General features: G+C 70.2%; 12 protein-coding genes, 1 tRNA gene and 1 pseudogene. 9 read left to right on the forward strand and 5 right to left on the reverse strand.

The window, feature by feature from the left end; translation table 11 throughout:
- Nucleotides 1–149 precede the first annotated feature (149 nt).
- Nucleotides 150–2,162, forward strand: coding sequence for a hypothetical protein (locus ACFVVO_RS16260; protein WP_390055390.1), 2,013 nt, complete (start codon nucleotides 150–152; stop codon nucleotides 2,160–2,162).
- Nucleotides 2,163–2,262: 100 nt separating this feature from the next.
- Nucleotides 2,263–2,667, forward strand: a complete 405-nt coding sequence (locus ACFVVO_RS16265; RefSeq protein WP_390055391.1) for a hypothetical protein — start codon at nucleotides 2,263–2,265, stop codon at nucleotides 2,665–2,667.
- Between the two features lie 43 nt (nucleotides 2,668–2,710).
- On the opposite strand, the gene ACFVVO_RS16270 is transcribed toward ACFVVO_RS16265, so the two are convergent.
- Entirely contained in the window at nucleotides 2,711–3,328 is a 618-nt protein-coding gene (locus ACFVVO_RS16270; RefSeq protein ID WP_390055393.1) for a TOPRIM nucleotidyl transferase/hydrolase domain-containing protein, read from the reverse strand.
- Nucleotides 3,329–3,684: 356 nt separating this feature from the next.
- Nucleotides 3,685–4,134: a DUF2690 domain-containing protein gene (locus ACFVVO_RS16275; RefSeq protein WP_390055394.1), complete on the reverse strand. Its 450-nt coding sequence runs from the start codon at nucleotides 4,132–4,134 to the stop codon at nucleotides 3,685–3,687.
- A gap of 367 nt (nucleotides 4,135–4,501) precedes the next feature.
- Here ACFVVO_RS16275 and ACFVVO_RS16280 point away from each other — a divergent pair, with 367 nt between their 5' ends.
- Nucleotides 4,502–5,308, forward strand: coding sequence for a DUF1963 domain-containing protein (locus ACFVVO_RS16280; protein ID WP_390055396.1), 807 nt, complete (start codon nucleotides 4,502–4,504; stop codon nucleotides 5,306–5,308).
- A 576-nt stretch (nucleotides 5,309–5,884) separates the two neighbouring features.
- Here ACFVVO_RS16280 and ACFVVO_RS16285 read toward each other — a convergent pair.
- Nucleotides 5,885–6,454, reverse strand: coding sequence for a DinB family protein (locus ACFVVO_RS16285; RefSeq protein ID WP_390055397.1), 570 nt, complete (start codon nucleotides 6,452–6,454; stop codon nucleotides 5,885–5,887).
- Between the two features lie 392 nt (nucleotides 6,455–6,846).
- Here ACFVVO_RS16285 and ACFVVO_RS16290 point away from each other — a divergent pair, with 392 nt between their 5' ends.
- Nucleotides 6,847–7,287, forward strand: a complete 441-nt coding sequence (locus ACFVVO_RS16290) for a VOC family protein (protein WP_390055399.1) — start codon at nucleotides 6,847–6,849, stop codon at nucleotides 7,285–7,287.
- A 228-nt stretch (nucleotides 7,288–7,515) separates the two neighbouring features.
- Here ACFVVO_RS16290 and ACFVVO_RS16295 read toward each other — a convergent pair whose 3' ends face one another.
- Entirely contained in the window at nucleotides 7,516–7,863 is a 348-nt protein-coding gene (locus ACFVVO_RS16295) for a hypothetical protein (protein ID WP_390055401.1), read from the reverse strand.
- A 365-nt stretch (nucleotides 7,864–8,228) separates the two neighbouring features.
- Here ACFVVO_RS16295 and ACFVVO_RS16300 point away from each other — a divergent pair, with 365 nt between their 5' ends.
- The 3 genes and pseudogenes from ACFVVO_RS16300 (at nucleotide 8,229) to ACFVVO_RS16310 (ending at nucleotide 10,583) form a co-directional block, all read left to right on the forward strand.
- Nucleotides 8,229–8,510, forward strand: coding sequence for a hypothetical protein (locus ACFVVO_RS16300; RefSeq protein ID WP_390055403.1), 282 nt, complete (start codon nucleotides 8,229–8,231; stop codon nucleotides 8,508–8,510).
- Nucleotides 8,511–8,621: 111 nt separating this feature from the next.
- Nucleotides 8,622–8,801 (forward strand): annotated as a pseudogene (locus ACFVVO_RS16305) (hypothetical protein); the annotation flags it as partial.
- 825 nt (nucleotides 8,802–9,626) lie between these two features.
- Entirely contained in the window at nucleotides 9,627–10,583 is a 957-nt protein-coding gene (locus ACFVVO_RS16310) for a replication initiator (RefSeq protein WP_390055405.1), read from the forward strand.
- 181 nt (nucleotides 10,584–10,764) lie between these two features.
- Here the strand turns inward: ACFVVO_RS16310 and ACFVVO_RS16315 are convergent.
- Nucleotides 10,765–10,837 (reverse strand) — tRNA-Arg (locus ACFVVO_RS16315).
- Nucleotides 10,838–11,109: 272 nt separating this feature from the next.
- Between ACFVVO_RS16315 and ACFVVO_RS16320 the strand changes: the two genes are divergently transcribed.
- Nucleotides 11,110–12,717 (forward strand): dynamin family protein, encoded by a 1,608-nt coding sequence (locus tag ACFVVO_RS16320; RefSeq protein ID WP_390055406.1) that lies wholly within the window; start codon nucleotides 11,110–11,112, stop codon nucleotides 12,715–12,717.
- 84 nt (nucleotides 12,718–12,801) lie between these two features.
- Nucleotides 12,802–14,970: a GTPase gene (locus tag ACFVVO_RS16325; RefSeq protein WP_390055407.1), complete on the forward strand. Its 2,169-nt coding sequence runs from the start codon at nucleotides 12,802–12,804 to the stop codon at nucleotides 14,968–14,970.
- Nucleotides 14,971–15,152 lie beyond the last annotated feature (182 nt).

Raw genomic sequence — 15,152 nt, forward strand, 5'->3', positions numbered from 1 at the left:
CCGAACTCAACCTAATACCCGGGGAAACGGAACCTGAACTGCTTCTTTCGATCCGGTGTACAACTCTTCGTCCTCTTCCTGAGTCGAACTGACGAACAACGGCGTTTGCCCCCAACATGCACGCCTGCCCGGAAGAGGAAACCTTGCCCATGACGATCCGTCGGTTGTGCGGTGCCCTGCGTGTGCGCGGGGTGACCGAGCTGCTCCTCGTGCTCCTGCTCGGCGCCGGCTTCACCGCGCTGCCCGTCTTCGCGCTGCTGCCCGACTGGCGGGGCTTCGCCGCCGCATCGGCCGTGACGTACGTCGTGGACGAGGTGCTGCACTCCAGGGCTCCGGGGTTCGTGCGCAGGCTCGCGGCGCTGCAGCTCACCAGGCCGCTGCGGTTCGCGGTGCGCACGGTGATGCTGCTCGCGCTGGCCAGCCGGATGGACGCGCCGGAGGCGGTGCTGGTGGCGGCGCTCGCCGTCTTCAGCGCCCACTTCGCGATGATGATGCTGTACACGGCGGTGCACCACGCCATCCGCCGGCGCCGGGTGCTGCCGCTGGTCGTGCGCAACCTGGACCTGAGCGGGCTGCCCATACCCAAGCAGCCGCCCGCCCTCCTCTACCGGCGCTTCCTGCGCAAGCTCCTCCACCTCGACCTGCCGGCCCACGCCGGGCTCCTCGCCGCGCTGGCGGTCGGCTCCTGGCAGCCGGCGTACGGGGCCTTCGCCGTCACCGTCGGCGTGACCACGGCGGCCGTCGTCGCGCTGCTGGACCAGTACCGCAAGGTCCGCCGCATGCCCGCGCAGGACGAGGTGTTCGCCGAGGTCAACCGGCAGCTCGCCGGATACCGCCCCGAGGTGGCGCTCTACTTCAGCTTCGCGGCCGTCTCCCGTGACTTCATGTACCAGGTCAACATGTGGATCGAGACGCTGGAGCAGCTCGACATGCGCCCGGTGATCATCCTCCGGGAGCGGGCCTCGTTCCGTTACCTCAGCCGGACCTGGATCCCGGTGGTCTGCGTCCCGAAGGCGGACGACCTGGCCGAACTCGAACTCTCCGGCGTGCGCGTCGTGCTCTACCCGGGCAACGCGGGCAAGAACGTGCACATGCTGCGGGTGGCCGAGGCCAAGCACGTCTTCATCGGCCACGGCGACAGCGACAAGCTCGCCAGCAGCAACCGGGTCAGCAAGGTGTACGACGAGATCTGGGTGGCCGGCCGGGCCGGCCGCGACCGCTACCAGCGGGTGCGGCACGCCATCAGCGACAGCGCCATCGTGGAGGTGGGCCGTCCCCAGCTCTCCCCGATCCGGCTGCACGCCGAGCACACGCCCGGCCCGCTGCCCGTCGTCCTGTACGCGCCCACCTGGGAGGGCTGGAGCGACGACGACTGCCACACCTCGCTGATCCCGATGGGCGTGCGCCTGATCGAGAAGCTCCTCGCGGAGAACGTCCGGGTCATCTACAAGCCGCACCCGCTCACCGGCAAGCGCTCGGCCGAGGCAGCCCAGGCCGACAAGGAGATCCGCGAGCTGCTGCGCGCGGACAACGAGCGGCGCGGCGCCGCCGAGGCGGAGGTCGCGGTCGCCGCCGCCAAGCCCCGGCTGAAGGAGATCCAGGCCCGCCTCGACGAGCTGGCCGGCCGGCTCGGCGGCGACGACGCCGAGCAGATGCGCGAGGCCCGGGTGCCGGACCGGACCGGGGCGGCCGAGTGGCAGGAGCTGCGCGCCGAGTGGCACCGGATCTTCTGGGAGACCCGAGGCCCGGTCCGCCACAACGTGATCCTCAAGCAACTGCCCACCCTCTACGAGTGCTTCAACCAGGCGGACATCCTCGTCAGCGACGTCTCCTCGGTCGTCGCCGACTTCGTGGCCAGCCTCAAGCCGTACGTCCTGACCAACGCCCACGACCTGCCCGACCACGAGTTCCGGGCCGCCTACACCACGGCCGGCGGCGCCTACCTCCTCGACAGCGAGTGCGCCCGCCTGACGGAGATCCTGGACTCGGTCCGTGCCCCGCACACCGACCCCATGGCCCTGGACCGCCGCACCCTCAAGGAGTACGTCCTGGGCCCGGACCACCCCACCTCCATGGAGCGCTTCAACGCCTCCGTGAACGCCCTGGCCGCGAAGGCGGCGGCGGAGCGCGCCGAGGAGACGACTCCGGAGCTGGCGGCCTGAACGGAGCGGACGACACGGCGGACGGGGCGCTGATGTACTCGGGTGGACCTGAGTACCAGCGCCCTGTTCGCGTACCGGGGCGGGCCGCAACGCTTGGCCCATGAGCAGAGAACCGCGGAAACCCGCCCTCCAGCTGTTGTCGATCCTCGTACTGGCCGGCGTGTCGATGGCGTTGTGGGCCGCCTGGCTGGGCTGGGACCAGCACCGGGACGTCCACCCCGACGGCTCGACAACCGGCCCGTACGAGGCGTGGCAGGTCATCGGGCTCGTACTGACGCTCCTGGCACCGGTGTGCTGGGCGGCGTTCCGGAACTACGTCGCGGCCGCGGTGCTCGGCACCTCGGCCGGCCTGACGATCGCCGCGTACTACGACTGGTCGGACGACTCCAGCGGCCTCTTCGTGGTCGGCGTGGGCCTGGTCATGATGGGAAGCCTCGCCGGGACCACCGTCGTCTCCGCCGTGATCACCGCGGCGACCCGGGACGGCCGGCGGGCCGGAGTCTGAACGCGGGTGACCCGGGCGGCGCCGACCGAATCCGCCCGGTCGGTCAGAGAGCGGCGAGCAGACCGTCGAGCGGCGCCGGCACGCGGTCGGCCTCAAGAGCGTCCACCAGCACCCGACCGTAGTGGATCTTCCGCCCCTTCTTGGTACCGAAGAAGCGCCGCAACTGCTGCCGCGCGGTACGGCCCCGCTGCGCGGGCTGGCGCAGAAAGGTCCGCAGGGCCCGCTCGTCGCCCTCCGCCCGGACGAGCTCCGCCACCCGCGTCACGCCCAGCGCGCGGATGAGCTCGTCCTCCAGATCCGCAGCACAGACGAAGAACCCCTGCCAGGCGGCACTGGCCCGCTCCAACCCGCGGACGTAGTAGCCACGTTCAGCCTCATCGCAGAGCCCCGTGAGGCGCAGCCCCAGGCCGGGCGGCCCGAGGACCCGGGCGAAGTGCCCGACACTCATGGCGCCGCCCATCGACACCACGCAAACCCCTTCGGCCGCCAGATCCCGCCCCTGGCGCGCCGCCAGAGCGCCGACCGCCGCGACATCGCTCGGCCCCTCGAGCAGTACGGCCACCCGCACGGACAACCGCCCGGCCAGCTCCCGCGCAGGCCCACCGTCCCCACCGGCCGCCCACACACCGACCGCATCCCGGAACGCCCCCATATCACCCACGCCCTGAGTCTCCGCCTCCACAGCACCGGACCGCCACGCAATTTCCCACGCCAGGCCCCGCCTCCAAGCCCCTGAACCCCTTGAGAGGGGGGAGCGCCGGCGCGACATACGCGGTCCGCCCTTCGGTGGCAGCGGTGTTCCTGGCCGCTCAGTTCCGCGAGTGACCCCACCGCCCCTGGCTTCGGGCTCAGTGAGCGTGAGCAGCGTGCTCGTGCATGGGTGAACAGCGAGCGGGCCCGTATCCGAGCCGTGGCGAACGGATACGGGCCGCGAGGAAGGACCGGTGCAGGACCGGTGCGTCCCGTCGAGTTCCGGTCAGCCGGTCTGGTGGCGGGCCGGTGTCACGAGAGGCCGCACTAGAACTTGCTGCTGCACTGCAGCGGGTACAGGTCGCTGTCGAAGCGGACGCACACGCGGTACTTGTACTCCGGACCGCCGAGCATGTTCGACCAGTCGGTCTTGCCGTAGCCGGGCGTCCTGACGGACAGGGACTTCAGCAGCTTGCCGTCGAGGCTCCACTTCTCGATGGTCGCGGTGGAGTCGTAGACCGACGGGTCCGCGTTGTTCTTGATCCGCACCCAGCCGGCCAGGCAGTCGGCCGACCAACGCAGTTCCGCCACACGGCCGTTGCTGTTCACCGTCCGCTTGGTGGAGCTGCTGTCGTCGCACTTGTAGGTGACCGGGCCCTTGTTGTCGCACCCGGCACCGGAACAGCCGGCGGCGTACGACGTACCGGCCAGCGGAACCATCGACAGCGTCGCCGCCGCCACACCGATGAGCGCCAGCCTGGCTGTGGTCTTGCGCATGACTGAGTTTCCCCCTCAGGAGTATGCGGTGTCCGGACACCCCGTTCGGCGCTGGGCCGTCACGCCGGAACCGCGGTGGAGCGCACCCGGCTGGTCAGTGCCGTGCGCGCTGTCGGTCGACGATCTTTCCGTCGACCAAGTGAGCCTGATCCACATCGAACACTCAAGTCAACGAAATTCTTCCCAAACCCCTGCTTTCAGGGCATGTTGGCCGAAAAATGACTGGCGCCGGGTTCCGCTGAACCCGGCCGCGTCGACCTCGGACATCGCACAGGCGACAAGTCGGCAGTGGCCGCACGGGGTTGTCGGTGGCAGGCACTAACGTGCCCGCAGTGCCCGTCGATCTTTGAACCCCCGAGGAGCCGCGATGCCCGGTGCCGCGCCCGAGTCGCCCGCGAAGGACCTGCGCTCACTGATACCGGAGTACGCGGGTCTTGCCCGGCAAGCAACCCTCCTCAACCCGGAGCCCGGCGACCCCGGTGCGCTGGACAGCTCGCTGGGAGGCGAGTTGCTGTGGCCCGCGGACGAACCGTGGCCGTACTGCGCGCAGGAAGACCACTGGACGTTCGGATCCGACTCGCGCAACCGCACCGAGATCGTCCCCGGGGCGGTGCCGATGGTGCCGATCCTCCAGCTGTTCGCCCGTGATGTGCCCGGCTTGGAGTTCCCGGAGGGCAAGGACCTGCTGCAGCTCGTGTGGTGCGCGCTGATACATGAGCAGGACCCCGGCCCGGTGATGCCGCGGCTGTACTGGCGCAACGAGGCGGAGGTCGTGGCGGGAGGGCTGCTGTCCGAGATCCCGGAGGCGAGCGAGGGGGAGTACGACGAGGACAACATGCCGGTACCGTCCACGCTGTCCCCGGTCGCCGCGGAGGACTGTCCGAGGTGGCTCGATCTGCCCAAGGACATCCGGGAGTCCTGGGAACCCCGTCTCCGGTCGCCGTCGGGCGGCTCCAAGTGGCCACCCGACTCCAACGTCATCGGTACGAAGGTCGGCGGCTGGCCCGCCTGGGCGCAGCCCGCCGACTGGCCGAACTGCGAGAGCGGACACCGCATGGAGCACCTCCTGACCATCACCGGCGACATCCAGCTGGGCGACTGCGGCGGCGTCTACTTCTTCCATTGCCGCCAGTGCCCCGGCCTCCCGTGGGACTGGCGGTTCGACTGCCACTGACAGGTGAGGCGGCGGAGGGGCTTTGAGCCGGAGCCGCTTCGGCGCGAGTGATCAGGCTCCGTGGGCTTCCGGCGCGTCGAGCAGTCGGTGGACCTGCCCGGTACGCACATCGTCTGGGCCGTAAAAAGCCCTCCCGGTCGGGAGGGCGGAGACTTGCGCCCCCGGCAGGACTCGAACCTGCGGCCAAGCGCTTGGAAGATGCGGGCAAGCCATGGTGGGCCGGCGGCTCGTCTCGTGCCGCCACCGTGTCGGGTCGCCGAGTAGCCGCTGCCGTCCGCCGTCGTTGCCGTCGGCGCTGCCGTCACTGCCGTCGGACCTGGCGTGAGCGAGCACCGTTTCAGGAGTTCGATCGGGCGGCTCTTCTCGGCCTGCATAGTGGCTTCGTACCGACGGTTGTGGGTACGCCCTCAGCTGCACTTCTACGCCGACGTTCGCGCCCGTTGATGTCGGGCGTAGATACCAGCTGCCTCCCTGACGCCCTTGTTGACCCGCGGATCACGGGACAAGGCGTTTGCGGAGTCACAGGGCGTACCGCCCCCGACCGTGTGGGGGCGATACGCCCTGCCGTGCCGCTGGCTAACCCATGGTCTTGGCGCCGTCCAGGGACTCGCGGATGATGTCGGCGTGGCCGGCGTGCTGGGCGGTCTCGGCGATGATGTGCATCAGCACCCGGCGGGCCGACCATCGCGCGCCCGACTCGGACCACGGTGCCTTCGGCAGTGGCTGTGTGGCGCCCAGGTCGGGCAGAGTGACGACCAGTTCGTCGGTCCGACGGGCTACCTCGGCGTAGTCGGCGAGCACGCCGGTCAGCGTCTCGCCGGACAGCATCCGGAACTCGTCGGCCCGCCGGGCCCAGTCGGCCTCGGTCATGGCGGTGAAGTCAGGCATCGCCGACGGGCCCTCCAGGATGAACTGCACCCAGGTTCGCTCGACCGCGGTGACATGTTTGATCAGGCCGCCCAGGCACAGCTGGCTGGCGGTGGTCCGGCGCCCGGCCTGCTCGTCGGTGAGGTCACGGGTGGTGAATCGCAGGAATTGCCGATGCTGGGCCAGCGCCTCCAGCAAGTCGGCGCGCTCGCCGGTGGCGGTCGGCTCATGGGCCGGGTCGTGAGTGGCCAGTTCGTTGACGGTCACGGTCTCGCTCATGGTCGCTGCCTTCCGTGGTTCGTGTTCAGCCGGGCAAGGAGGACGCTAGAGGCCGTAGAGGTCAGATCCTGACCTAAATGACGGGAGAGGTGAGATTTCCATGATTCATTCCCCGCTCGCTCCCCAGGCGCCTTCCAGGAACGCGTCAGGCCCGGCCTCCTGATAGGCGGCCGGGCCTGACCTGGTGTTTCACCTGTCGGGGCGGCGGAATCCGAACCCACGACCTCTCCGTCCCGAAGCAACGTGAGCGAGGGCTCCGCCTTGGGCCGGTGTGGCCCGATCCAGATTCTTCGGACTTCGGCGGTCTGCTGATGTCGAGAACGTGCCACCGGCTCCGTCCCAGGGACATCAGCGGCCACCACCGGCCGCACGAGGAACAAGGAGAAGCCAGCATGGCGATTCAGCGGATGGACAACGTCGGCATCGTCGTCGAGGACATGGATGCCGCCATCGCGTTCTTCGTGGAACTCGGTATGGAGCTGGAGGGCAGGGCGGAGGTCAAGGGCCTCTTCGCCGACCAGTGCACCGGACTCGACGGCGTCCGCTGTGACATCGCGATGGTCCGGACCCCAGACGGTCACAGCCGGCTCGAGCTGGCGAAGTACCGCAGCCCCGCGGTGATCAGCGCCGGGCCGCGCAACCGGCCGCACAACATTCTGGGCACGCACCGCGTCATGTTCGCCGTCGACGACATCGAGGACACCGTTGCCCGCCTGCGCCCTCACGGCGCCGAACTCGTCGGCGAGATCGCCCGGTTCGAGGACAGCTATCTGCTCTGCTACCTCCGCGGCCCGGAGGGCATCATCGTCGGACTGGCCGAGCAACTGCGCTGAGCAGATGGCGAGCCACCTCTCTGCGAGGTCCATCTGATGGCTTCCATTCGGCTGCATGGTTCGGTTCCTCCTTAAGAAGGCGCGTGGCTAATAGGGGACGAGCCACCTCCCTACCTGCGAGCTTGTAGCTGCTCGACCTACGAGGAAGGCATATTTCGACACCCATTCGACAGGCAGCGGACCATGCCCTTCTTGCTTCGGGGCCCGTTCTGGCGAGAGCGGCCGTGACTAGCCCTCTTGGAGCTCAACCCGCATGAGCTCGCTGAACTGCTGGACAAGCTGTTGCATCGTGTCCAGGTCGTCGGTTTCCGCGGCCACCCGCCAAGCCTCAGCGAACTGGCGAGCTCCGGCGCTCCCGAACGCGTGCAGTGCAATGAGGGCCTCCATGCTCATTTCGATGCGTTTGGTCTTAGTCCAGTAGCGCTCTACTTTACGAAGCCTTCTGACCTTACGAGCCCGCTCGTACCGCAGGCGGCGGATATCGAGTACGGCTACGCGGAGTGCAGCGAAATAAGCATCGCGCCGCTCCTTGCGCAGATAGGTGCGCTGCTCGGCTTCATGCGACTGGGCAACCATGCGCTCTGCATGTGCTCTACCCTGCGCTCCCGCGAGCCACGTGAAGACGACGCCAACGGCTCCTGAGACGCCAGTGACTACAGGGGCGATCCACTCCGATGCCATGCGTTTATCGTGCGCTGTGAGCCGGTGTCCGAGACGACATCGTTGATGCTGGGCACGGCCTGCACCCATTGCTCCGTCCGCTCACGCCGAACGTGGTCGATGGCAGCAGACCGCTTCGTCCCGAAGCAATTTGGGCGGGGCGCTGCCTTGGGCATGTGGGCCTCTCATCTGCGGTGAAGGTCCATGGGTGTCCGCGCCCGTCCGTCGCTGTCGTCGGCGTTGTCACGTAATTGGACACTCACTGGTGGCAGTCTGGTCCCATGAGTGGGACGACGGACCCCAGTAATCCGAACGGCATCCAGGTAGGCGACATCTACGAGGACTGCTCGTTCCACCCGGTCCTGTGCACTGCGGTCGATGAGGTAGCGGGTGTGGTTCTCAGCGGCATCTCGCTCATCGACGGCACCTTTCCTCGTTCCTGCGATGCCCTGCACTGCGGGCCTATCCGGATTCGCGTTGAGGAAGTCATGGCCATCAGGCAAGACCTCGACGGCTACATCCGCCGGCGAAAGGAAGAACTACGGACCAGTGACAACACCTGATCCGTAGTTCTACAGAGATCGGTCAAGGCGGGTCATAGAGACCGCCGTTCGGTCCTTGAGAGCCGCTGGTGGTCATGGTCGGCGGCTGGGCGAGCACCGCGATACACCAGTACTGCCCTGCGTGATGCCCGGCTAGCACACGTGCTGAAGGAGACGCGCAGTGCTGTCCGTGCCGGTGAGCTGACCCGGGCATACACCGAGTTCACCGTGCGGGGGGTGAGGCGGTCGTTCTTCACCAAGTGGTTCGCCACTGTCGATGACCCGGATGCCGAGTGCGAGCGTGCCTTGATCCTGGATGACCGCGTCTTCCGCTCCCTCAACTCGCTCGGCTGGTCCAGCAAGGAAGCCGCGAGCACACGTCGTGCACGAGTGGGCCGGCTCCCTGGGCGTCACGGCGGCCTGGCTCGAGTGGCTGATGTTCGACCTGAACGGTCATGTAGAGGCCGAATGACCTCAGCTTGGGAAGCTGCGATCGGTTGGGGCCGGTTCGGGCGCTGACCTGGGAGGAACGATCGAGGAGCGGCCTTGCCGGGCTCGGTGGCTCTCCACCGTGGTTCCCCGCTGTTCCCCGCTCGATCTGGTGCGCTTGTGGTGCAGGGCTGCAACGCCACATGCCGGGTATCCGTCCCCGCATGGTGGCCATCGTGTATCGGTCCTACGACGCAGCGACGACCGTTTGGGCGTTCGTGTTGTCGCTTCTGGTCGTGCTGGTTGTGGGCTGGTACGTCCGGCGGCGCAGGTAGGTGTGACCATCGCATTAGGAGTTCGATCCGCCCTCGGCCTGGTCGGGACCCACCTCATGCACCAGTGCTGGACGCGGTTGCTGTATGTCGCCGCCGTCCGCGGTCGTCGCCGAGCTGCCCACGCCCTCCGTGCCCCATGCCCTTGCCGCTGCTGACGCGGCTATGTACGCGGCCAAGGGCCGCAGCCGCCGGGGCTCGCGCACCTCTCGCTGAAACGCCGCCGGGTGGCGCCCAAGCCGCCAAGCACGCCGCCACCCGGGGCATCACCCTCGGCGGCCGCGACACCCGCGGCCACCTGCGCACCATCACCGCCCACTGCGCGTTTGCCACGGCACCGGCACCGCCCCCGCCCGCCGCGACCGGGAGGGCGCCCGTGCCTGAGACGCTGCTCGACCCGACCACCCTCGGCGAAGACCTGCTGACGGCGGCTTCGGCCCCCGACTACGGCCGCTGGGAAGACCAGATCCGCCGCACCGAAGGCTGCGCCGACCCCATCCATCTGACCGGCTGGACCCTGCACAAGGACAAGACCACCGGCGAGACCCTGCACCACTACTCCACCGCGAACGAACCCGGCGGACACCTGCGCCTGGCCTGCGGCAACCGCCGCGCATCCCGCTGCCCCGCCTGCGTCTGGACCTGTGCGGGCGGCACCTACCACCTCATCCGCGCCGGGCTCGCCGGTGACGACCGCCGCGACATCGCCGCCACCGTCCGCGACCACCCCCGCGTCTTCGCCACCCTCACCGCCCCGTCCTTCGGCCGCGTCCACAACCGGCCCGACCACGGCCTCTGCCGCTGCGGCACCCGGTCAACCCTCTGCCCAGGGGCAAGGAGTCCACAGTCGTCAGGAGGTCGGGAAGCAGTGGACCGACACGGGGGAGATCCACGAGCAACGCGACCTCGAAAGCCGTGCGGAGGGCGAGACACGCGCTGTGCCGAGGCATCCCGCCCTGACCGCATCCTTCGACAGCACATCGAGGACGAACAGCTCCAGTCGGCTGAACTCTTGTTCCAGGGTGAGTCGGGTGGCATTCTCGCCGGCTCTGTCATCCGTCGGGCGTGGCGCAACGCGCGCAAGGCCGTACTCCCTCCGCACGTCTTCGGGTCGCCCACCGGACGGCGCGTGTACGACAACCGGAACACGCGCCTGACGAAGTGGCTCGACGACGGCATCCCGCCCGCCCAGGTGGCCGAGTGGGCCGGGAACAGAGTCGCCGTGCTCCTGGCGACCTACGCCCGCTGCATCGACGGGCAGCTGCCGGACCTGAAGCGGCGGCTGGAAGCCGCGGGCGACCTGCCCGAGCCGGAGGTGCCGAGTGCTGGCTGATCCTCCTCGGGTCGAGAACTTCGACACGCATTCGACACAGCCACCCGCGAGAACCCGGTGACAGCCGGACAGCCCCGGAGTCTGCCCCTGATCATCAAGAGGGCGACCAGGGCTTCGTCGTGGTCGGCGCTGCCGGCCCTGACCAGCAAAAAGCCCTCCCGAGGGGAGGGCTGAGGGTGGGCGCCCCCGGCAGGACTCGAACCTGCGGCCAAGCGCTTAGAAGGCGCCTGCTCTATCCACTGAGCTACGGGGGCCTGGTGGCGGGACAAGGATAAAGCTCCTCGTTCCCTGACCCTGTCGCTTCGCCTCCGTGGCTCGATGTGGAGGTTCGGTGAAGCGATCCTGATAATCGCAGGCAGGTACGAATCGTGCACCGCTTTTGGCCCCCGACGCACCGGGTGTTGTGCACTCGTTATGCCTGGACTGCGCCCTCGTACCAGTCGTCCCTTACGTCGGTTGTGTTCCATCGGCGCGCTGAGATGTCCATATGCTTCAGAATTCCCCTAAAATTGGGCATTCTTCACATGTGGTGACCTTGGACGTTCAGCCTCAGCTGCTCGACACACTCTCCGCTCTGCGCGACCGTGTCGCCGCCGCACGCTTTCCGCTGCCCCTGGCCGGGGCCCCACGCGCGCGTGCGAACCGTGATGAGCTGCTTGCGCAGCTCGACGACTATCTTGTGCCCCGACTAAAGGACCCCGGTGCTCCTCTGCTGGCCGTCATCGGCGGGTCCACCGGGGCCGGCAAGTCGACCCTCGTGAACTCCGTCGTGGGGCGCCGGGTCAGCGAGGCGGGCGTGCTCCGGCCGACGACCCGGACACCGGTCCTGGTCTGCCATCCGGAGGATCATCACTGGTTCAGCGGCATGCGCGTGCTCCCCGACCTCACACGCGTGTGGGCGCCCCAGCCGGACACGGGAGACGATCTGCTGTTCCCCGGCCAGGCCCCCGCGCGCGTGCTGCGGGTGGAGACCGCCGAGAGCCTCCCGCGCGGACTCGCCCTGCTCGACGCCCCCGACATCGACTCGCTGCTCGCCGACAACCGCGTTCTGGCGGCCGAACTGATCTGCGCCGCCGACATCTGGATCATGGTCACCACGGCCGCCCGCTACGCCGACGCCGTGCCCTGGCATCTGCTGCGTACGGCCAAGGAGTACGACGTCACCCTGGTGACCGTCCTCGACCGTGTGCCGCACCAGGTGGTCTCGGAGGTCTCCCGGCAGTACGGCGCTCTGCTCACCAAGGCCGGGCTCGGCGACGTACCGCGTTTCACCGTGCCCGAGCTGCCCGAGTCGGCCTGGGGCGCCGGTCTGCTGCCCAGCACCGCCGTGGCGGCCCTGCGGACCTGGCTCGTGCACCACGCGCAGGACGCCGCGGCCCGCGAGCACGTCATGGCCCGCACGGCGCACGGCCTGCTCGACTCGCTCAAGTCGCGCATGCCCGAGCTGGCCGCCGCCGTCGCCGCTCAGTACGCTGCCGCGCTCCGGCTCACCTCCGCCGTCGAAAGCGCCTACGACGGCGAGCACGCGCGCGTGCGGGGCCGGCTGCAGTCCGGGGCCGTACTCGCGGGGGACGCGCTCAAGCGCTGGCGTGCCTTCCCCCTGGACTGCACGGCGGGCGAGCTGCTGGACGCCCTCGTGGAGAGCCTGGGCGCGCTGCTGCTGTGTGCCGTCACGGCCGCCGACGAGCGCGTCGACGAGGCCTGGCGGCGCGAGCCCGGCGCGGCCGCTCCGGGGCTCGCCGAACGGCATCCCTCCCCGGACAAGGCCGAGCACCGCATCGGGCTCGCGGTCCGTCGCTGGCGGCGCGAGCTGGAGGAGTACGCCGAGGACGAGGCGCGGGACATCGAGCGCAGCACCGCTCCCGACTCCGAGAGCGTCGCCGCACTCGTCGCCACCGCGCTGCTGGGCGGGAGCCGGGCGCGTACCGCGGGCGAGCGGCTGGCCGAGCGGATCGGTGCCCATGGCGCGCTGCGGCTGCGCGACCGGGCCGAGCGCCTGCTCAACGACACCGTCGACCGCGTCGTGCACACCGAACGCGAGCGGCGCCTCGCCCCGCTCGACGCCCTGGACCTTCGTGCCGAGCCCCAGGCGGAGCTCATCGCCGCGCTGTCCGTACTGCAGAAGGAGAGGTGAACGGTGACAGCCGTCACTGACCATGATCACACGGACCACAGGGACCACAGGGACCACACCGATCACATGACTCACATGGACCGCATGGACCGCACGACACACGTGGGCCCCTCCGACCACGCCGGTCCTGCTGCTGCCGGCACGGACGGCCGGGCCGGGGGAGAGGGCGAGACGGTCAACGGCCGGACACCGGTCGCCGGCGGCTCCGCACACGTCACCCCCGGCACGGCGCGCGGCGCGGAAGCCGGTGACGACACCGGGGCAGGGCCCAGGGTCGAAGTCACCGAGGCCGAGCCACACCGGGACGAGAGGGGAGGCCCGGAGACGGACGGCCGCGGGCACGCGCGCGTGCCCGCGAAGCGCTCCGACCGCGAGGAAGGCGCGTCCGCCCATGAAGGCGGCGACCAGGCATCCGCCCCCGCGGGAGAGCGGGAAACGGACCCGCACGCGAAGGCCCCGGGTAGCAGGACCGGCACCGGGACCGATGGGGGCCCGCACCGCCCCGCGGAGGACGACGGGAAGGCCGGCCCCGACGCGGACGCCGACGCGTCCGACGCCTGGGACGACGGGCTCATCGCCCGCCGGGTGACGGACAGCGGCGAGCGCGTCTCCGTCCTCGACAAGCCCGTCCGCGCACCCGGCACCCACACCCCCGCGCCCCTGGCGTACGACGGCCCCCTGCGCTCCCGGCTCGACGCGCTGCGCGAACTCGTCGGCCTGTCCCGCGCCCGCCTGGACACCCGCACCCTCGCCGAGGCCGGCCGGGTCCTGGACGAGGCGGCCGCCCGCCGCAAGCTCTCCGGCGGGCACACCGTCGTCGCCATCGCGGGCGCCACCGGCAGCGGGAAGTCGCAGCTGTTCAACGCCCTGGCCGGGGTGGCCATCTCGGAGACGGGGGTGCGGCGCCCGACGACCGCGGCGCCCATCGCGTGCAGTTGGAGCGACGGCGCGGCGGGCCTCATCGACCGGCTCGGCATTCCGGGCCGGCTGCGCCGGCGCCCCCTGCAGAGCGCGGAGGCCGAGGGGCAGCTGCGCGGACTGGTCCTGATCGACCTGCCCGACCACGACTCCGCGGCCGTGGAGCACCGCGAGCAGGTCGACCGGATCCTGAAGCTGGTCGACGCGGTCATCTGGGTGGTCGACCCCGAGAAGTACGGCGACGCCATGCTTCACGAGCGCTACCTGCGGCCCATGGCCGGTCACGCGGAGATCATGTTCGTCGTCCTCAACCAGGTCGACCGGCTGCCCGGGGAGGCCGCCGACCAGGTGCTGGACGATCTGCGCAGGCTGCTCGACGAGGACGGTGTCGCGCTCGGCGAGTTCGGGGAGCCGGGCGCCACGGTGCTCGCGCTGTCCGCGCTCACCGGCGACGGCGTCGGCGAACTGCGCGAGACACTGGGCCACTTCGTGATGGAGCGCGGTGCGGCGGCCCGCCGGGTCGCGGCCGACCTGGACGCGGCCGCGGCCCAGTTGCGGCCCGTCTATGCCACCGGCCGGCGTGTCGGCCTCAGCGAGGAGGCACGCGAGGAGTTCGCCGCCCGGCTCGCCGACGCGGTGGGCGCCACCGCGGCCGGCGAGGCCGCCGAACGCGCCTGGCTGCGCAACGCCAACCGGGCCTGCGGTACGCCCTGGCTGCGGCTGTGGCGCTGGTACCAGGGCCGCGGCGGGCCCAGCACAGGCCGGATGGCGGTACGCCACCAGGCCGACGAGGAGGCCACAGCCCGTCAGCGCGTCGAACAGGCGGTCCGTACGGTGTCCGACCGAGCCTCGGCCGGTCTGCCCACACCGTGGGCGCAGGCGGTGCGGGAGGCGGCCGTGCGCGGCTCGCAAGGACTGTCCGAGGCGCTGGACGACCTGGCGGCCCGGGCCGGGCTGCCGCCGGGACGGCCGCCCCGGCCGGGCTGGTGGCCGGTGGCCGTGCTGGTCCAGGCCGCCATGACCTTGCTGCAGGTCGTGGGCGGGCTGTGGCTGGTGGGCCAGATCGCCGGAGTCATGGCACCCAACCTGGGTGTGCCAGTGCTGCTGATGGTGTGCGGGATCGTCGGCGGGCCGTTCGTGGAGTGGGGCTGCCGGATGGCGGCCCGGGGACCCGCCCGCCGGTACGGCCAGGACGCGGAACGGCGACTGCGGGAGGCGGCCGCGAGCTGCGGCCGGGCCCGGGTGCTCGATCCGGTGGCCGCGGAGCTGCTGCGGTACCGGGAGGTGCGGGAGCAGTACGGCCGGGTGGCGCAGACGGGAGTGGGGGTGGGGTGAGGCCGGGGCGGTGAGGTGCGGGGAGGGGCTGGGCGAAGGAATAGCGGCTCCCTCGTCCACAGGCCGTAGGACCGGTTCCCTCAGCCCGCCCCGGAGCCCGTCCCTCAGCCCGTCTCTCACCCGTGCGGGTGGCGGACTTTTCCACAGCTCGGCGGTGGTCCACAGCGCTCAGAGGGCCCGGC

This window comes from Streptomyces sp. NPDC058145 (genome assembly GCF_042884245.1).
GTDB lineage: Bacteria > Actinomycetota > Actinomycetes > Streptomycetales > Streptomycetaceae > Streptomyces.

Bases quoted from the DNA above. Each gene is read 5' to 3' on its own strand.
- ACFVVO_RS16265 (WP_390055391.1), top strand. From the start codon at position 2,263: ATGAGCAGAGAACCGCGGAAACCCGCCCTCCAGCTGTTGTCGATCCTC.
- ACFVVO_RS16275 (WP_390055394.1), bottom strand. From the start codon at position 4,134: ATGCGCAAGACCACAGCCAGGCTGGCGCTCATCGGTGTGGCGGCGGCG.
- ACFVVO_RS16260 (WP_390055390.1), top strand. From the start codon at position 150: ATGACGATCCGTCGGTTGTGCGGTGCCCTGCGTGTGCGCGGGGTGACC.
- ACFVVO_RS16295 (WP_390055401.1), bottom strand. From the start codon at position 7,863: ATGGTTGCCCAGTCGCATGAAGCCGAGCAGCGCACCTATCTGCGCAAG.
- ACFVVO_RS16325 (WP_390055407.1), top strand. From the start codon at position 12,802: ATGGACCGCACGACACACGTGGGCCCCTCCGACCACGCCGGTCCTGCT.
- ACFVVO_RS16290 (WP_390055399.1), top strand. From the start codon at position 6,847: ATGGCGATTCAGCGGATGGACAACGTCGGCATCGTCGTCGAGGACATG.
- ACFVVO_RS16285 (WP_390055397.1), bottom strand. From the start codon at position 6,454: ATGAGCGAGACCGTGACCGTCAACGAACTGGCCACTCACGACCCGGCC.
- ACFVVO_RS16280 (WP_390055396.1), top strand. From the start codon at position 4,502: ATGCCCGGTGCCGCGCCCGAGTCGCCCGCGAAGGACCTGCGCTCACTG.
- ACFVVO_RS16300 (WP_390055403.1), top strand. From the start codon at position 8,229: ATGAGTGGGACGACGGACCCCAGTAATCCGAACGGCATCCAGGTAGGC.